This is a genomic window from Streptomyces sp. SAS_272 (assembly GCF_052543235.1).
The window spans coordinates 24,831-42,081 of record NZ_JBMNDR010000034.1; the positions used below are offsets into that span (position 1 = coordinate 24,831).

Below are 17,251 nucleotides of genomic sequence, written 5' to 3' on the forward strand. Positions count from 1 at the left end.
GTTGCCGAGCCGTGGGGTTGCCCCACATCGAGATCAACTCCACGTTCCGTGCTCCCTCGCCCGGCACTCCGCTGACCATGCCCACCGGAAGGCCGCCGAGGAGCGCGACGAGATCGTGCGCGCCAGGAATCGACAGACGGGCACGCCGGCGTTCCTCTGACATGCACCGGGGACGTGCCCTTCGCCCGTTCGTTTCAGGAGGCCCGGATCGCCCGGTCGATCTCCGCGCCGGTACGGGCCACGACGACGGGCCACTCGTCCCTGAGGGAGGCGGGCAGAAGTTCGCGGTCCTCGTCCCGCTGGATCATGGTCGGCCCGCCCGGGACGACGAGCACGGCATCCAGCCGTCGCAGCAGGACGGCCAGGAGGTCCATGATCCCGTCCCCTCCGAAGCGGTTGAAGGTGATGCCGGTCGGGCTGTTGAAGTACACACCCGCCTCCTCCCCCTCCGCCGTATTCACCAGCAGGAAGTCCGTCTCGGGATCCCGCACCACCGCATAGGGGTCGAGGACCTCGTGCGCGGCACTCATGTCCAGCGGCGCCGGCTCACCGTTCTCGAACCGGCACACGAAGATGTCAAAACTCATGGTGTCCTTTTCAACCTCAGGTTGAGGCGTGGTGAAGGACGACGACAGCCTTCACGATGTTGGTGATCCGGTTGGTGCCGCAGCGGCGCGTACCAGGGCAACGGTACGACTGCCTGATGACACCACGTCCGAGCACCCGGTTGGCACGGACGCAGAGACTATCGACCTGTCCTTTGCCGCGCCGGCTGCGCCCGTCGAAATCCTCCACGCTGCGTTCGCGACCGCTCTCGAACAGCTGCCACGACATTTCGAGCGGCATGGCTACGACCGGTACGGCACCGCGGAGCTGCGTCAAGCAGTCGCCCACTGGTATCAGCGGCGAGGACTGCCCACCCGGCCCGATCACATCCTGGTCACCAACGGCGCACAGCACGCGCTCGCTCTTCTGACGCGCATATTCCTGTCGCCATGCGACACAGTCCTCATCGACCATCCGACCTACCCGCACGCGATCACGACGTTCAGTCAAGCGCGCGCCCGCCTTCTGCCCGTCGCCGTGACGTCTTCCGGCTGGGACACGAGCAACTCCAAGCAGCAGGGCAAGCCGCGAACCTGGCCTACCTGATACCTGACTTTCACAACCCGACCGGAATGTGCATGCCCACGAGCGTTCGCCAACAGCTCAGGCTCGCGTGTCCCACGATCGTCGACGAGACCATAGGCGATCTGGCTCTGGACGTTCCGAGCCCCGAACCCCTCGCGCTGCACCTGCCAGCAGCCATCAGCATCGGCTCTGTGTCCAAGAGCGTCTGGGGCGGCCTACGCATAGGCTGGATCCGCGCCCTCCCCTCTCTCCTGGAACGCCTCGAAAGAGCCCGTCCCACCACGGACCTCGGCACCCCCGTCGTCGAACAACTCTCCACAGCCGTCCTCCTGAACGAGCACCAAACACGGCGGCCGGACACACTCCAGCAGCTCAGGTCGCAACGTGACGCCCTGCGGCAAGCGCTCGCCGAGCACCTGCCGGATATCCATGCCCTGCAACCCGCCGGCGGTGTGAGGCTATGGGCTACCTTCCCCGGACCCGTCAGCTCACGGCTGGCAGCCATGCCGCCTGACCACGGAGTGACCATCGCGGCCTGACCACGATTCGGGATCGGAGGCGCGTTCGAACGCAACATCCGACTGCCGTACACCCTCCCTTGGAGTCGACTGATCCAGGCAATCCGCAGACTCGCGCAGGCAGAACAGGCACTCGCACAAGGCGCTACCGGGACTCACAGCCCCGCGCCCATCGCATGAGCGTCAACAACGTCATCACCCGCAACAGTTAGCAGTGGGGGTGGCGTCAACCCTGTGGGCGCCGAGGTAGAAGGCGCAGCCGACGCGCCGCCGCCGCCCGCGCCGAAACCAGCTCTCTTCGCCAGCTCCTGATCTCGGATGTCGACCAAAGCGGATCAAGCCCACCTCGGTCGTCCTCGCGGATCGCGCCTACTCTCCCCGCACCTTTCGTCGGCGCCTCCGTCGACGCGGAACCCCTGCGGTCATCCCTCAGCCCGCCGACCAGATCGGTCTCTGTCTGCGCAAGGCCGCTCCGGTGGCCGCCCGCCTGGTTTCGACGCTGGGACAAGAGACCTTGCTGATCGACGTGCACGATCAGGATGTCGTGGCTGTCGATCACCTCCAAGGTGCCCCGGCTCTTGACGGCCCTACGCGCGGGGATGAGCAATGCGTGCCCGTCCACGGCGTGCGGATGGATCCGGGCCGCGGCAGTGCCTTCGGCGAGCATGCGCAACGGGTGGGGCGGGCGGGTCCGGTCCGGTGAGGTGCGGTATGAGGAGGTTGCGGGCTGCTGGCCGTGGCCGCCGGTCGTGATCAGGCGCTTCCCTGACCAGTCGGTCGAGAGCGAGCAGGCCGGAACGAGTAGCTCGCAATGATTCTCTCGTGTCGGCGCCTGCGCGAACCGAGGGGCTGACGCGGGCCGGACGGGGCATCCGCAACTGCATCAGGAAAAGCCCACCGACCGGGAGCCATCCGTGACCAGACACATCACCCTCGCCCGCGCCTGCCGCGCACTGGCCCTCATCGAACTGGCGACCGCGGCCTGGCTCCTCGCCGACCACGAGTGGCTGCTCGGGATCCTCGTCGTCTGGGCCGCGCCCAGCTTGCTCGCCGCCGACGCCGTATGCCGGAGCGCGCACCACCGCGCGCGGGCCGAGGCACACCGCGCGGAACAGTTGGAGGCCGGCGAGCAGGTGCGGCCCCTCACGCCGTGCTGCCGGTTCTGGAAGCACTCCGACAGCCAGGTCCACGGGCCGGGCTGCACCCGCCCGCCCCTCCCCCGACGCGACACCTACCGCCTCGACGACGGCGGCCGAGCCGCGTTCGACGAGATCGTCCGCCACTACCACGACAAGAGTACGGCCTGACCTGCCCTCGTCCGCTCCGAGTCGAAGGTGTGAGGGCGGCCTGGTTGTCGCGGGAGGATGTCCCCGCAGGCTTCGCCGACGCACGTCAAGGCGGCGGTGTTCGACCCGAAGCTGCCGCCACGGCTCCTGCCGCGCCGTCGAGACCGCGCTTTGCCTGGCCGCTCGTCACGCCGCGCAGCAAGCGGCAGGTGAACTACGAACGGCCGCAGGCCGACACGACAGTGGGCGTGCCGCGTGCCAGACTGAAGAATGACGGAGACGAACGGGCGTGAGTCCGCGACCGGGCCGGGCCCCTGCCGATCTCCCCAATTCCTTTCAGCACACCCGCCTTTGCCGATCGCATCACCGGCGCGCTTCGGTGTTACAGGGAGGAAAGCTGCGATGACCACTACCAACAGTCGCATCAAGCGCGGGCTTCCGCCGCGAGCCAGCACCACCATGGATCTGGGGGACGACCACGCCCTGCAAATCCTCGACTTTCCCTCCGGAGTGCGGGCGATCGTGGAAGGCGGACGCGCTGTCGACCAACTCCCCGCCACCACCGGCGACATCGCGCCCCCACCCGAGGCGGGAGTGCATTCGGCAGGCGAACCGGCCGGCTACAGCGAGGGGATCGTCCGCACCACGGGCGAACAAAGCTGGTTCAAGGACACTTTCTGCAACGGTTCCCAAGCCTGTGTGCAGGGCTGGGACTGGGCCATCTGCGGCACGGACCACGCCGTGGGCTACGGGACCGGGATTGCGATGGTCGGAGCGGAAGGTTCGCGCAACGGCACCCTGTTCGTCGACGTGTGGGAGTGCATCTGCGTCGGTCCCTTCTGTGTAGGCGGCCACGAGTGCTTCTGGGTGGAGAACTGGCACGGCACCGTCGTCCCCGGACACTGGTTGTCCGTGAACACGAACGCGCCGGACCGCAAGTGGCTGCGATGGCGTCTCGAAGGGGCCGGCGGCGACACCCAGGTAAGTCTCGCTGCCAAGTACTGACCGTCCTCTGTCGAACCAGCGATTCAGGGCTACGCCCCAAGGCCCGATGGACGCGGTAACCCGCCACGGGCGTCGAGGACGAGGAACTCCGGGCCGGACCAACCTCAGCTGCAGCCGCGCCATACGGCGTCGCCCACGCAACGGACAGGGCTCCCGTGCCGGTGGGGTGTTCGACGTCTCGACCTGCCGGTCCAGGAGCCCTGAACCGTCCCGACTCTCCCCCGACGAACTGCCCCACTCGCTGCGACCGCCTCCCGCGGCATGCGGCCGCCGGGACGGAACGTCGACGCCAAGGACGTCGAGCGTCCCCGCTTCGACGCCGTCCGCACGGCGGAGAGCGCTCCCGGTCCGTGGCGGCGCTGTGCGGAGGTTTGCGCCGGCTCAGCCGGCAGGGCTAGTTCGTTCGGCTTCCCGGTGCGGCGAGAGCGGCGAGAGACCCGTTTGACCTGGGCGTTGAGGGCGCGGAGACTGGTATACGCAGTACGTGTGCAGCGTAGGTGTACGTCGAGCACCGCTGCGTCCGCTCGCCCCGCCGAGGGTGCCCGGCGCCGCGGTGGCTCCGGCACCGAGCCCTTGTCGCGAGCCCGGCATCCGCCCGGAGCGGCCCGACGGGTCGTCCCCGGGGGCAGAGAAGGGAGGCTCCAAATGGGCTTCCACGCCTTCCAGGAGGAGCGGCCGGTCCGCAGGCGTTTCTGGGCGGAGATCGCCCTGGGAACCCTCTCCGGACTGCTCTTCCTCATCACGCTCATCTGGCGCGACTGGATCGAAATGCTCTTCGGCGTCGAGCCCGACGCCGGGAGCGGAGCCGTCGAGTGGCTCATCGTGGCCGTCACGGCCCTGGTCACCGTCCTGTGCGCACTCGGCGCCCGGACGGAGTGGCGGCGAACCCACCCGGCCGCGGCGCACGCCTCGCGGTAGCGCGGCCGGCTGAGGCGAGAGGAGGACCGTCATGCCCGATGGTCCTGAGGATGTGCTGGGACTGGTCCGGCGGACTCCGCTGAGCTTCCTGGGCACGGTCACCCGCGTCGGTGACACACGCCTCGCGGAGGTACCGGCCGGCGAACGCACGGCTGTGGTCAAGGTGGACACGGTGCTGCACGCGCCCGACGCCTTCACGAGGCTCGGGGGAAGCGAGGTCACCATTCAGCTGTCGGACGATCTCGATCCGCCGGCCGTCGGCGACGCGGCCGCGTTCTTCACCGACGGAATGGCCTACGGCGAAGGGCTCGCCGTCCGGGAGGTCGGACGCCTGCCCGCCGACGCCGTGGCCCCGAACGTCTCCCTGGTCGCCAGGACCGCCGATGCGATGCCGTTCTCCGCGCTCGAGCGCGACATCGAGGACGAGGGCATGGTCACGCACGCAGACGAGGCGGACGCGGTCGTGATCGCCGTGGTCGTGGGCCTGGAGCAGGCGGGCAGCGGACGGGCCCCCGACGAGAGGTTCAGCGAGCACGCCCCCGACTGGTGGCGCGCGCAGCTCGACGTGTCTCATGTGGAGCAGGGGGAGCTCGCTCCCGGGCGGATCACGGTGCTCTATCCCAACAGCCGGGACTTCCACTGGTACCAGGCGCCCAAGCCACAGCCCTCGCAGGAGGGCCTGTGGATGCTGCACGCCACCGAGGGAGCGCTGGCTGAGTGGGCCCCGTTCCAGATCCTTCACCCCGATGACTACCAGCCGGTGCAGAGACTTCAGACGCTGCAGGCGGCACGGAGGTGAGCGGGAATGCCCACGCTCAAAGTCGTCAACATCACTCCCGCCGCGCTGAGCGGCGACCGCAGCCAGGACGCTGAGCCCAACCTCGCGGTCAATCCCCAACGCCCCTCGGAGATCGTCGCGACCGCGTTCACGCCCGACCCCATGGGAGGCCCTCTCGCCCCGATCTACGTGTCGACCGACGGCGGGCAGACCTGGAGTCTCAGGAGCATCGTCCCGGGCGCGACCGCCCTCACGGGCACCGGGGACATCTCGGTCGGGTTCGCGTCCGAGGGCGGCGCCCTGTACGCGGGAATCCTCAGCGGACGGCACCCGGCCAAGGCGACCCGCATGCAGATCCTGCGCTCCCCCGGCATCTCCTCGACGGCTCCCATGGAAGTCCTCGTCACCCGGGACAGGCCGGACCAGCCGTGGGTGGTGGCAGGCAGCGTCCGACTGCACGACGGCACCCGCGACCGCGTCTACGTCGCCAACAATGACCTGGGTCGGCAGCCGCAGACCGCCGCCGTCGACGTCTCCGACAACGCTCGCACGGCGTCGGCGCCCGCCGGGTTCAAGCCCAGCGTGATCGAGCGGCGCGCGCCGTCCGGCCAGGACGGGCCGCCGGTGCGGATCGCTCTGCATCCCGACGGCACGGTGTACGCGGCATTCGAGAGCTGGCGCGACGTCGGCGAAGCCGGCGGGGACATCCTGAACATCACGTTCGACGTCGTGGTCACCCGTGACGACGAGGGAGGCGTAGGGCCGAACCCGTTCCAGGATCTGAAGGACGCCGAGGATTCCGAGATCGGCCAGCGGGTGGTGGCAGAGCGCACCGAGAGGTTCAACGCCTCCATGGGACAGGAGCGCCTCGGCGGCGATCTCGCCATCGCGGTGGACCCGACGGACCCGGCCGGCGTGTGGGTGGCCTGGTGCGACCGCGGCGGCGCGGCGCCCGGGGTCGGCTGCACGCTGCACGTACGACACTCCACCGACCACGGGCAGACCTGGTCGGCCGATGCCCGCACCGTCACCGACGCCAAGAACCCGGCGCTCGCGGTCAGTACGGACTCCCTGCTGGGGCTGGCGTACCAACAGTTCAAGCAAGGGCAGTGGGTGACGACGCTGGAGCTGACCGGCGACGGCTGGCAGACCCCGGCGGAGCGCCACACGCTGCACCAGGCGCCGGCGGACGTGCCGCGGGCCCACTTCCTGCCGTACCTGGGCGACTACATCCGGCTGCTCTCGGTCGGCCGGGACTTCTACGGGGTGTTCTCGGGCAACAACACGCCCGACCCCGCCGACTTCCCCGAGGGAGTGACGTACCAACGGCACGCCGACTTCGTCAGCCACCAGCTGTTCGACCTGGACAACGTGACGCGTGTGCCGCCGTCGATCGACCCGTTCTTCTTCCACCGCGCCGCGTAGGCCCGGGTTCTTCTTCCACCGCGCCGCGTAGGCCCGGGCGTCGGGCCCGGACGTCACCGACCGCTCTCGCCCGGGGCCGGGCGAGAGCGGTCACGCGCTTGGCTAGGTGACAGCGGTCAGGCAGAACTGCAGCAGGCCGGCGTCGACATCGAGGATGATCTGCTCCATCTCCGGCCACGGCGGGTGGAAGCTCTTGCCCCATTCCACTGTGAAGGCCAGGACTTTGCCCTTGCCTGACTCCATGAGATGGCGCGCGTAGGCGTAGTCGTCGCTGGTTCCGCAGGTCGGGTACAGGTCGAAGCCGGGCATCGGGGTGTAGTCCTTGCCGCGTACGCCCTTCGCGCCCCGGCTGAACTGTTCCGCGAGGACGACGGAGTCGTCGGCGTCGGCCTTGGGCACGAACTCCCCGTACAGCAGGTCGTCGGCCAGTCCGCGCTTGTGGTCGAAGTCCGGGTTCTGGAAGTTCCGGCTCGGGTCGAGGGACTGGTTGTCGTCGTCGCCCCAGACGAAGAGCATGTCCTCGGAGTAGCTGTGCAGGTCGACGAACCAGCGGGTGCGCGGGAACCGGTCGAGCAGCCAGCGGACGTTGCGGGTCTCGGGTTCCGAGAAGGGGCTGGGGCCCTGGTACACCTGCTGGGGGTCTGCCGGGTCGGTCGAGACCCGCACCGGAGCGGCCGGGTGGAACGCGGTCCCGAAGTCGAAGAGGAAGTCGTAGTTGCGGTTGATGTCGACGCCGACTCCTGCCGGGTCGCCGCCGGACAGCGCAGGGTTGCGGTTCTTTCGCCACATGGGGTCGACGGTCTGGCTGTAGTGCCGGCCGTCGGGATTGACCAACGGGAAGACGACGACGTCGAGCCCCTCGAGGATGCCGCGCACCTGGGCGGGCGTGAAGGCGGTGCCGCCGTAGGTGAGTCCGGTGCCGTCGCGGTGGGCTTCCAGGAGGTCGGCCGCAAGGTCGACCAGGATCTCGCAGCTGCCCCATTCGCGGGCGTGCACGCCGCCGATCAGCACGACGGCGTCGTTGACGTCCCGGCCTCCCGTACCGATCCTCAGGGCGTGTGCGGTCCTGCCTTCGACGGAGGGCTCGGGGAGTTCGGTGAGCTCTGCGGCCGGGTAGACGGCGGCCAGACTGGTCACGGCCGACTCGACCTCGGTGACGTTCAGATACGGCATGTGTCCCTCCTAGGCGTGCGTCGCCTTGAGGGCGAGTCCGTGCGGAACCGCGTCCTCGGGAGCGAACCGGTCTCCCTCGCCGACCTCGCTCTGGCGGGCTCTGCCGGTGGCCGTGGCGTCGTCGTGGACGGTGACCACCACGCCCTCGCGGTCGAGCGCCTCGGCCTGCTCGGGCGACACGTAGGCGTCGATGCCGAAGGTGCCGTCCTCACTCCGGCGGACCCCGCCACCGACGTCGGGCCGGACCTCGCGCAGAAGTGCTCGCAGCGTGTCGGCGTCCTCGGCCGTGACACGGACGCGGAGGGTGTTGTTCTCGCTGGACATGGCGGCCACTTCCCGGGCGCCGTCGCACTCACCTCGGCGGTGTCGACGACGCACTTGCCGGCGTAGGTGTATGTCCGATGTGTACCTCGTACTCTCAGCGTGCTCTTCCGTCGTAGAAGGCGTCAAGGGGAGACTCGGGCACGCGGCTCAGCAGGCTGTGGAGACCCTCCATCAGCGGTTCTTCTGGACTCCGCCGAGGCCGGAGCGGACCTCGCCGTGGAGTACCCGGACCTGGGAGGTCTGCCAGAGCAGGCCCGCATTCCTGTGCCCGCAGGACGCTGGAGTGTTCGCGCGACTCACAAGACAGGCGATTTCCCGTGGATGGCGGTCATCCGACTCTTCCCTGCATGACTGTCATGATTCCGAACGGCGGGCCACCTCGGCTGCGCAGGCGGTTCTGACGGCTCCGGCCGCCCACCGCTCGGCAGCGAAAGCGCTGACCCCGAGGAGCCGTTGCAGGACGGATGGGGGTATCTGGATGCAGCGGTCGAGCAGGGCGGAACAGTAAGAAGCTGTTGCTCTATAGAGCTTGGTGGGCGTGAGTTCGAGGTCGTCGACTCGGTCGGGTGATCTTGTGGCCTACGGGCAGGAAAGCGGGGCCTCCCGCACAGCTCGAGGCGCGCCGGGTGGTGGCAGGTCGTGAGGCGGGATTCCCACTGGGCCGGTCCGGGACTGGTAGAGCAGCGCGTTGACGATCCCCCGCATCTCGTACTTGCCCTGGTGGCCGCTGACGGAGGGGTGCTTCGCCTTCCACGCAGTGGTCACGGCCTCGATCGACGCCCAGCGTTCGTCGGACAAGTCGCTCCTGCAGGGCTTGCGATCGCTCACCCCGCCACCTCAACACAGCCAAGCCCGCGACCGGCCGAGAGTCCCCGCAGTCACGCGATCGCCGATGACGTAACCGGACATCAGGCCATGTGCCGCCCTCTCACACCCCAGCCGCCGTCCCCACCCACCACTACTACAACCCCCACAAACCATCCGACACCGCACACTCCACCACCGTCGGCCTAGTGAACAACCCAGTTTAGACAGTCTCTTAAGACCCGGTTTAGCACCCCCTCCTATCCTGCTCACACACCCCCCACACACCTCGCACCCGCACCCCCACCCAAAGGAGACGCCCCATGCACCAACCCAACGCCATACTCAAAGGCGGACCCGCCTTCCAACTCACCGACGAAGACCGCATCCGCTTCATCGCCGACACCACCACCAAAGTCAAAATACTCAAGGGCAACCGCTACGAACACTTCGAACCCACAGACACCACCATCACCGCCAACGACCGACAACTCCACGTCTACACCTGGAGCGGCTACACCTACGTCGCCGAATAACTCCCACCAACCACCCCAAGACGACACCCACAACCAATCCCCACCCGCCACGGTTCCCGTCGCCACGATTCCCGCCCCTCGCGAGACCTCGCCCGGAGAGACCGCCCCGGGCGAGGCCGACCCCGTCCCAGACGTCCCGGCAGCCCAACCGGACCAGCCCCATCCGGGGACGAACAAGTCCCACCGCAGGAAACGCTCGCAGCCTTCAGGGCGCGTGGATCTGCCACTGGTCAGCATCGACTCGACCACTGCACGTGCTCACCACGACGCCGCCGGGATGCACATGAGCGAGGACATGCTCACCGCCCTGGAGAAGGCTGGCGCCGAGGAGGGGAGGCCAGGTCAAAGGGCGCGGCTCGGGAGAACTGAACGGGCAGGACGCCGAAGCCGAACCCGTGAGGGAGCGACGACGACGCGTCCGGCGCCGTCGAAAGCTCCGACTGGACGCTGCCCTCCTGGGACGCTCGCGGGACGGGCAGACCAGCAAACCGCCGGGCAGGCGGCCGACAGCCCACAGTTCATCCCCGTGCTGGAGAAGATCCGGGTCCTTGGGCCCGTCGGCCGCCACCAGATACGACATGACCCCGGACGGCTACCTCGCCGGCCTCCACCTGCACGCCTCGATGATCTCTACGGTTTTCTGTGGGACACGTACATTCCGCTGGTGGACGGATGGTTGACGGAGGCCCGCGACCGTGGCGAGCTCCTGCCGGGGGTGGTCCCCCACCAGGCCGCCACCGGGTGGGTCGACGGGTACACCGGCCGCGACGCGCGGTTCCGACACCGGTACGACGAGCTGCCCGAGGCAGTCGCCCAGCTGAACATGCTGATGGTCCGGGCGATCGCCACGCCGGAGACGATGATGCAGCTGGATCTCTCCGTCGAGCACGGGCGCCGGCTCTTCATGCGCTCCCGGTGGGCCTTGCAGGTCTGAAGCGTGTTGCCGAACGCCCTGATCTGGCATCCCCCTTGCGTCCATGGGGCGTCGAGGGCCCAGTCGCTGCGGGTGGAGACGTTCACGGGGCTACTGCGGGTGGAGACGTTCACGGGGCTGCTGCGGGTGGAGACGTTCACGGGGCTACGGATGAAGCAGCCGGCGAGGAAGCCGGCAACGTAGAGCATCGCTGGGTCAGAGGGCGGTACGAGCACGCCTTCGTCCGCATGAAGCACTACAAGATCCTTCGTGACTCTTTTCCCGCCCCGCAAAACAAACACGACGCATGGTTTGGTATGGCCGGAGTCGCACTCAGTAACCGCAGGGCTGTGGCGGGGCTGACCGTAGGCCGATACCGTATTTCGTAACGACGAAAACGGTGACGTAATGGAGCGGACACGGACGGGCGGCGACGGCGGCTGCCGTATGTGCGGCGCGCGGCTTCCGGCCCACGAACGCGGACGCCGGGCGGCGTACTGCTCTGCGGGCTGCCGACAGCGGGCTTACCGGGAGCGCCGCCGCCCGAGCCGCGAGGACGACGCGGCGACGCTGGTCGCGGACGTCGAGCGCCGGGCGCGGAAGATGGTGCTGGACCCGGCGGCGGTCTTCCGCACGGAGGTCGAGGCGCTCACCGCAGTGGTGCGGGAGCTTCGGCGAGTGGCGCGGGCGGAGGTGGAGACCGCAGCGAAGCCCGTGGCGGGCGACGGCGCCGCCGCGGCCGGCCTCGATCACGCAGGTCAGCCCGATCGCGCAGACCACGCCGGCCACTCCGACCACGCCGACCTGACCGAAGAAACCTTCGCCGCTCTGTTGGCCTCCCACCGCCGTCACCTGCACCTCCTGTGCTACCGCATGGTCGGCTCCTACGACGACGCCGATGACCTCCTCCAGGAGACGTTTCTGCGCGCCTGGCGCGACCGTGCCTCCTTCCAGCACCGCTCGGCCACCCGGACCTGGCTGCACCGCATCGCCACCAACGTGTGCCTGGACCATCTGCGGCGCACCAGCCGCCGTCCCCAGCGCTACGCGCCCGTCCCGGGCGTAGACTCCGGCCCCGGTGACCCGCCGTCCCGTCTGCCGTGGCTTCAGCCGTACCCCGACCGCGACCTCGACGACCTCCTCGACGAACTTCCGGCCGCCGACCAGTCCCAGGCTCCCGAGGCCGCCGCCGTTTCCCGCGAGACGCTCGAACTCGTCTTCCTGGCCGCGATCCAGCACCTTCCGCCCAGGCAACGCGCCGTGCTGATCTACCGCGACGTGCTCGCCCGCCCTGCCGACGAGACCGCGCGGATCCTCGACATGACCGTCGCCGCGGCGAACGGTGCCCTGCAGCGGGCTCGGCAGACGCTCCGGGATCGCCTTCCGGCCCGGCGCACCGAGTGGGCCGTCGGCGAGCGCACCCGCCAGGAGCGGGACATCGTCGAGCGATACATCACGGCCGCCGAGCACGCCGACCTCGCGATGATGGCCGAGTTGCTGAGCGCCGACGCGGTCCTGACCATGCCGCCGAACGCCGTCTGGTTTACCGGGCGCGAGGCCATCCTCGCGCAGGTCGCAGCCGCTTTCGAGCCCGCGTCGCCGCGCTATTTCGGCCGGTGGCGCTTCGTGGCCACCGCCGCCAACCGGATGCCGGCGGTGGCCGGGTACGTGCAACGTCCCGGGACGTCGGTCTACCGCGCGCACATGCTCGACGTGCTGCGGGTGGAGGCCGGGCACATCGTCGAGATCACGACGTTCGAGACGCACCTGGTCGCCGCGTGTGGGCTGCCGCTGACGCTGGCGGCCCGTGACAGCGACCGGTGAGAAACCGCGCGGCGTACGTCTAATCCCTCGACAAGCGAAACACAACCAGCCGAGCACAGGAGTGGACACCATGAACGCGACCCCCGAGCCCCGCAAGGTCACCATCGAGCGCGACTACCCGGCCTCCGACACCCGGATCTGGGAGCTGTGGACCACCGCCTCCGGCATCGAGGCCTGGTGGGCGCCGGACGGCTTCGAGGTACACGTCGACGTCCTCGACCCCCGCCCCGGCGGCACCCTGACGTACACCATGACCGCGACCGGCCCGGAGCAGGTGGCCTTCATGGAAGGAGCAGGACTGCCGCTGAGTACGACGTCGCACAAGACGTTCACCGTCGTCGAACCGCGGCGCCGCCTCGCCTACACCACGCTCGCCGACTTCATGCCCGGCGTCACGCCGTACGAGTTCCTGACCGAGATCGAGCTCACGCCGACGGACGACGGCGACGGCGTCCACGTCACGATGACGATGGACGCGCTGCACGACCAGGAGTGGACCGAGCGCCTCACGGCCGGCCGAGAGAACGAGCTGGCGAACCTGGCGAAGCTGGTCGGCTGAGCACCCTGCTGATCGTCCACCACACGCCGTCCCCCACGCGGCGGCTTCCTCGCCGAGAGGACGTTCTCGTCTGGCACAGCCGCTGTCCGGGTCAGAGGGCGGGGATGACGCCGCGCTCCCTCATGAGACGGAGCTGAGTTGCCGGATCTCCGGATTCGTCGCCGACCTCATCGGCCTCCCCCTGGGAGGCCGCGACCGGATCCTGGAGTTCGACGCCTCCACCTTCATGGGCCTGGGCCCGACCGGTGAGCGGACCACTGCCGCGATGCCGCAGCAAAAGGCCCTGCTGCACTACGTGAGGACGACCGCCGCCAGGGATCAGCTCGCCGAAGGAGGTCTCGGCGCCCGCGTCTGGGAGGCGGTCGACGCCGGCGACATCGACGAAGACGCCGCGGTGACCTTCATGGCTCCGGTCACTGTCTTCAGCGGGCTGGCCACCAGGGAATGGGCTTGCGACGGCGTCACCGTCCCTGCGGGCGCGCGTGTCGCCGTCATGTACGCCTCCGCCAACCGTGACGAACGCAAGTGGGAGGATAAGGACGCCCAAGTGCTCGACGTCAGCCCAGGTGACGTCCCCGAGTCGAGGTCCCCGTCGGCCGCGCCGCTGAAGTCCCGTACGGAGAGCGGTCGATGGCGGACGTCGGCGAAGGCGTCGCCCGCCGTCGGGAATCGTCAGACCGCGATGATCTGCCACTGCTCCTCGGCCGCGCCGTTGTACGTGAACTGGTTGATGTTGGCCCCGTCGGCGGTCGAGCCGCCGTCGACGTTGAGCGACAGCCCGCTCAGCCGGTTGGTGAGGTAGAAGTAACCGTCACCGGTCGGCGTGACCGCCCAGTGCTGTTGGGGGACGTTGGCGTCGCCCCAGATGGAGACGTTCCCTCCGTCCACTCGCGAGAGCTCGGCCACCTCCATCAGCTTGCCGCTGTTGACGTTCCTGATCTTGTAGTAGCCGTCTCCGGTGGAGGTGAAGGTCCACTTCTGGGCGGTGTTGTTCAGCCAGGGCCACAGCTGGATGTTCGTTTTGTCGGCGGTGCCGAAGTTGTACACGTCGGCCACCTTGCCGCTCTTGCGGTTGACGATGCGGTAGACCGTGCCGTTGCCGGGCAGAACGGAGGAGAGGAGCGCGGGCTTGGCTGTGCGGCCGCCGATCCTCACGGCGCCGATGTTGGCGTAGCCGCCCGTGGCGGCGTTGACCTGGATGCGGACGTACCCGGCGTTCCTGGCCGGCCATTCGGCCACCTTCGTGGCGCGGTCACCGGCCCAGGCGCCGCTGGTGGCGAGGGTGAAGTCGGTGCCGTCGGCGCTGGTGGAGATGGTGTACGAAGTGATGTCGCCGTCGGTGGCGTTGCTGCGGTTCCACTGCTTGGGGAGGTACTCCAGGGTGGAGATGTTGCTCCATACCCCGCCCAGGTCGATGGTGATCGAGTGGGGCAGCGTCGCCAGGCTCCACGTCGACCAGCAGGTCTCGAAGGCCTTGTCGCTGAGTCCGTCGATGGCGTTCATGGGGCCCTCACCGGTGTGGAAGCCGGTGGCGTAGGCGCTGACGGGGGTCACGGGGTGTTCGGCCCGGAGCATCTGGGCGGGCAGGGGCGGGCGGGAGGCGTTCGGGCTCCAGGCGGCGCCGACCTCGGCGAGCCGGGTGACGATGTTGTTGTCCAGCTTGCCATTGCGGTTGGGCGGGCAGTTCAGGATGAACGAGGTGTACTTGGGCTCCAGATCCGCCAGGTGCGAAAGGATCGCCGCCTTGCTCATCAGAGCCTCGGTGGGCGTGGAGGGATGCCAGAACCACCCGTTGCTGATGGTCTGCCCCTGCAGGGCCGCGTGGGTGTTGCCCGCCGGAGCCGTGATGCCCAACGGCTCCTCGAAGTAGATCGCGTCACCGAGGAAGGGAACCGACAGCCCACCGTGGTCGATCATGACGATGTCCGGCTGGAGCGACTTCACGTGCTCCCGGACACGCTGGTAGGAGATCGCCTGCTGGCCCATCTGCCAGGCGTAGCCGTCGGTGACGAACATGTCGATCGTGCCGTAGTCGGTGAGCAGCTCCGTGATCTGGTTCAGGACGAAGGTCAGATCAGCGGGCTGGATCTCCTGCTCGGCGGGGACGCCGTGGCGGCTGTCGTAGGCCTGCACGTTGTAGGTGCGGTCCCAGATCGAGTAGTAGAGGCCCACCCGCAGCCCCTGGGCGCGGAACGCGTCGACGTACTGCCGGACGACGTCCTGCTTGTAGGAGCTGTTGGCCACGTTCTGCGTGCCGTAGGCGCTGGGCCACAGCGCGAAGCCGTCGTGGTGCTTGGTGGTCAGCACCCCGTAGCTCATCTTCGCCGCCTTGGCCGCCGCGGCCCACTGCGCGCAGTCCACCGCTGTGGGAGCGAACAACGCCGGGTTCTGGTTCGGCGCCGCCCACTCCTCGTTGGTGAAGGTCCCCAGGTTGAAGTGGTTGAACATGCCGAACCGCATGTTCACCAGGTTGCCGAGATTGCTCTGGACGTCCGCGGCGGCCGCCCGAGCCAGCAGCGGCGACAACGCGGGAACCACGGGCAGCGCCGTCGCGGCCACGGCGGCGCCCGCGGCGCTCAGCAGCGTGCGGCGGGAGAGTCTTCCTGACGACATGGGGCACTCCTACGTGAGGGGGCGCGGCGCCAAGGCCCGGGCGCGAGTACTCCTGGGTTTGGGGTGCCGGATGTTACGAACGAAGTTCGGCCATGCAACCCGTCCATGTCAACGGGTGTGCAGGGATGAAATACGGTTCAAAGGGCGGCAGTTTGCGTCTTTTGAGAAGAAAAAGAAATTTGTCCCTAGCTAAACATCGCATGTCTCGCCGGCCTGCCTCCCTCCACGCAGGCCGCCCGACGGACCCGCCCGTCTCACTCCGCGGGCCGCTGAAGCCGACGGTAGGTGCCGTCACCGCAGGTCCACCGAACGAGGCGGGCGCCATTGGCGGTCGAGGCGTTCACGACGTCGACGCACTTGCCTCCATCGCCACCCCCTTGCACCCGAGACCCCGCATCTCTCAGACGGCCCTGACACATGACGCGCCCGCCACCGAGAGTTCGAGAGCCGAAGAAGCAACAGGTCAACGACCGTCTGCGCGGAGCAGATAACCTGCGCGGATGCATCGGATTCAGCGGGCCGCCGGCGTGATCGTCGGCTCAGCGGTGGGTGACGCCCTGGGCGGCCCCTTCGAGTTCGGTCCCCAGGGAGCCTTCTCCGCGCGGTTCCCCGCCCCCGGCTGCGGTGGCGAGATGTGCGGAGGCGGTGGCTGGGACCCCGGCGAGGCGACCGACGACACGCAGATGGCCGTCCTGGTCGCGGAGTCCCTGCTCGAGCGGGGCGGACTGGATCTGCCGGACGTCTTCGCCCGCTTCCGGCGGTGGGCAGCATCAGAGCCCAAGGACATCGGCCTGCAGACCGAAGACGTCCTGACCAACGACATGCCCTGGGATGTCGCCGCCGCGATCCATTTCCAGGTCAACCGGCGAGCAGCCGGAAACGGCTCCCTGATGCGGGCGTCGACTTCCGCGGTCCACTTCGCAGCCGCCGGCCGGGAAGCCACCATGGACGCGGCCCGGCGCATCGCCGCCCTCACCCACGGCGACCGCGCGGCCTGGGAAGGCACCGCCATCTTCCACGAACTCGTCCGCATCGCCTTCGAGGACAGCGACCCCCTCACCGCGCTCCCGGACATCCTGACTCACGTCCACCCAGACCACCGCGACCGCTACGCCACCGTCCTCGCCGCCGACTGGCATCCCGACCAGGCGACCGAGTTCAACGGCGCCGTCTGGCCCTGCCTGGGGTCCGCGGTCTGGGCCCTGCGGACCACCTCAGGCTTCGAAGACGCGATGCGCGCGGCGATCGACCTCGGCGGTGACACGGACACCGTCGCCGCGGTGACCGGAGGCCTCGCAGGGGCGTACTACGGGCTGGACGCCATTCCCACCCGCTGGACCCAGCCGCTCCATGTCCCCCTCCCGGGATTCGACGGCCGGGTGCTGCACCTGGCAGATCTGCTCCACCTCGCCCACCGGCTCGGAGACTGACCCGGGTGCTGCTC

17 protein-coding genes and 1 pseudogene are annotated in these 17,251 nt (G+C 68.8%); 13 read left to right on the forward strand and 5 right to left on the reverse strand.

What is annotated here, in order from left to right:
• Positions 1 to 194 precede the first annotated feature (194 nt).
• On the reverse strand, positions 195 to 587 hold the full coding sequence (locus ACN6LD_RS20240) for a hypothetical protein (RefSeq protein ID WP_319194256.1): 393 nt from the start codon (positions 585 to 587) through the stop codon (positions 195 to 197).
• A 28-nt stretch (positions 588 to 615) separates the two neighbouring features.
• Between ACN6LD_RS20240 and ACN6LD_RS20245 the strand changes: the two genes are divergently transcribed.
• The 8 genes and pseudogenes from ACN6LD_RS20245 to ACN6LD_RS20280 all read left to right on the forward strand — a co-directional run bounded on the left by ACN6LD_RS20245 (position 616) and on the right by ACN6LD_RS20280 (position 7,061).
• Positions 616 to 1,152, forward strand: coding sequence for an aminotransferase class I/II-fold pyridoxal phosphate-dependent enzyme (locus ACN6LD_RS20245; RefSeq protein ID WP_319194257.1), 537 nt, complete (start codon positions 616 to 618; stop codon positions 1,150 to 1,152).
• A gap of 32 nt (positions 1,153 to 1,184) precedes the next feature.
• A complete protein-coding gene (locus ACN6LD_RS20250) occupies positions 1,185 to 1,670 on the forward strand; it encodes an aminotransferase class I/II-fold pyridoxal phosphate-dependent enzyme (RefSeq protein WP_445043903.1) in 486 nt (161 codons plus the stop codon).
• A 325-nt stretch (positions 1,671 to 1,995) separates the two neighbouring features.
• Positions 1,996 to 2,147 (forward strand): annotated as a pseudogene (locus ACN6LD_RS20255) (IS5/IS1182 family transposase); the annotation flags it as partial.
• A gap of 416 nt (positions 2,148 to 2,563) precedes the next feature.
• On the forward strand, positions 2,564 to 2,956 hold the full coding sequence (locus ACN6LD_RS20260; protein ID WP_445043904.1) for a hypothetical protein: 393 nt from the start codon (positions 2,564 to 2,566) through the stop codon (positions 2,954 to 2,956).
• Between the two features lie 381 nt (positions 2,957 to 3,337).
• Positions 3,338 to 3,940, forward strand: coding sequence for a hypothetical protein (locus ACN6LD_RS20265; protein ID WP_319196080.1), 603 nt, complete (start codon positions 3,338 to 3,340; stop codon positions 3,938 to 3,940).
• Between the two features lie 645 nt (positions 3,941 to 4,585).
• A complete protein-coding gene (locus tag ACN6LD_RS20270; RefSeq protein WP_319196082.1) occupies positions 4,586 to 4,858 on the forward strand; it encodes an ABC transporter permease in 273 nt (90 codons plus the stop codon).
• Between the two features lie 31 nt (positions 4,859 to 4,889).
• Positions 4,890 to 5,657: a hypothetical protein gene (locus tag ACN6LD_RS20275; protein WP_319196083.1), complete on the forward strand. Its 768-nt coding sequence runs from the start codon at positions 4,890 to 4,892 to the stop codon at positions 5,655 to 5,657.
• Positions 5,658 to 5,663: 6 nt separating this feature from the next.
• Entirely contained in the window at positions 5,664 to 7,061 is a 1,398-nt protein-coding gene (locus ACN6LD_RS20280; protein WP_319196084.1) for a hypothetical protein, read from the forward strand.
• A 102-nt stretch (positions 7,062 to 7,163) separates the two neighbouring features.
• On the opposite strand, the gene ACN6LD_RS20285 is transcribed toward ACN6LD_RS20280, so the two are convergent.
• The 3 genes from ACN6LD_RS20285 to ACN6LD_RS20295 all read right to left on the reverse strand — a co-directional run bounded on the left by ACN6LD_RS20285 (position 7,164) and on the right by ACN6LD_RS20295 (position 9,356).
• Entirely contained in the window at positions 7,164 to 8,234 is a 1,071-nt protein-coding gene (locus tag ACN6LD_RS20285) for a M14 family metallopeptidase (RefSeq protein WP_445043905.1), read from the reverse strand.
• A 9-nt stretch (positions 8,235 to 8,243) separates the two neighbouring features.
• Entirely contained in the window at positions 8,244 to 8,558 is a 315-nt protein-coding gene (locus ACN6LD_RS20290; RefSeq protein ID WP_445043906.1) for a hypothetical protein, read from the reverse strand.
• Positions 8,559 to 9,137: 579 nt separating this feature from the next.
• Positions 9,138 to 9,356 carry a transposase gene (locus ACN6LD_RS20295; protein ID WP_445043907.1) on the reverse strand — a complete coding sequence of 73 codons (219 nt, stop codon included), beginning with the start codon at positions 9,354 to 9,356 and terminating at the stop codon, positions 9,138 to 9,140.
• A gap of 329 nt (positions 9,357 to 9,685) precedes the next feature.
• On the opposite strand from ACN6LD_RS20295, the gene ACN6LD_RS20300 reads away from it, so the two are divergent.
• The 4 genes from ACN6LD_RS20300 to ACN6LD_RS20315 all read left to right on the forward strand — a co-directional run bounded on the left by ACN6LD_RS20300 (position 9,686) and on the right by ACN6LD_RS20315 (position 13,194).
• Complete coding sequence (locus ACN6LD_RS20300; protein ID WP_445043908.1) at positions 9,686 to 9,898, forward strand: DUF5988 family protein; 213 nt, start codon at positions 9,686 to 9,688, stop codon at positions 9,896 to 9,898.
• A gap of 664 nt (positions 9,899 to 10,562) precedes the next feature.
• On the forward strand, positions 10,563 to 10,832 hold the full coding sequence (locus ACN6LD_RS20305) for a hypothetical protein (protein ID WP_319196091.1): 270 nt from the start codon (positions 10,563 to 10,565) through the stop codon (positions 10,830 to 10,832).
• A gap of 387 nt (positions 10,833 to 11,219) precedes the next feature.
• Positions 11,220 to 12,635, forward strand: a complete 1,416-nt coding sequence (locus tag ACN6LD_RS20310) for an RNA polymerase subunit sigma-70 (RefSeq protein WP_445043909.1) — start codon at positions 11,220 to 11,222, stop codon at positions 12,633 to 12,635.
• A 70-nt stretch (positions 12,636 to 12,705) separates the two neighbouring features.
• The gene (locus ACN6LD_RS20315) at positions 12,706 to 13,194 is read left to right on the forward strand and encodes an SRPBCC family protein (protein ID WP_319196093.1); all 489 of its coding nucleotides are present in this window, start codon (positions 12,706 to 12,708) and stop codon (positions 13,192 to 13,194) included.
• Positions 13,195 to 13,866: 672 nt separating this feature from the next.
• Here ACN6LD_RS20315 and ACN6LD_RS20320 read toward each other — a convergent pair.
• Positions 13,867 to 15,807 (reverse strand): alpha-L-fucosidase, encoded by a 1,941-nt coding sequence (locus ACN6LD_RS20320; RefSeq protein ID WP_445043910.1) that lies wholly within the window; start codon positions 15,805 to 15,807, stop codon positions 13,867 to 13,869.
• Between the two features lie 500 nt (positions 15,808 to 16,307).
• On the opposite strand from ACN6LD_RS20320, the gene ACN6LD_RS20325 reads away from it, so the two are divergent.
• Positions 16,308 to 17,237 carry an ADP-ribosylglycohydrolase family protein gene (locus ACN6LD_RS20325; RefSeq protein WP_445043911.1) on the forward strand — a complete coding sequence of 310 codons (930 nt, stop codon included), beginning with the start codon at positions 16,308 to 16,310 and terminating at the stop codon, positions 17,235 to 17,237.
• The last annotated feature ends 14 nt before the right edge of the window (positions 17,238 to 17,251 follow it).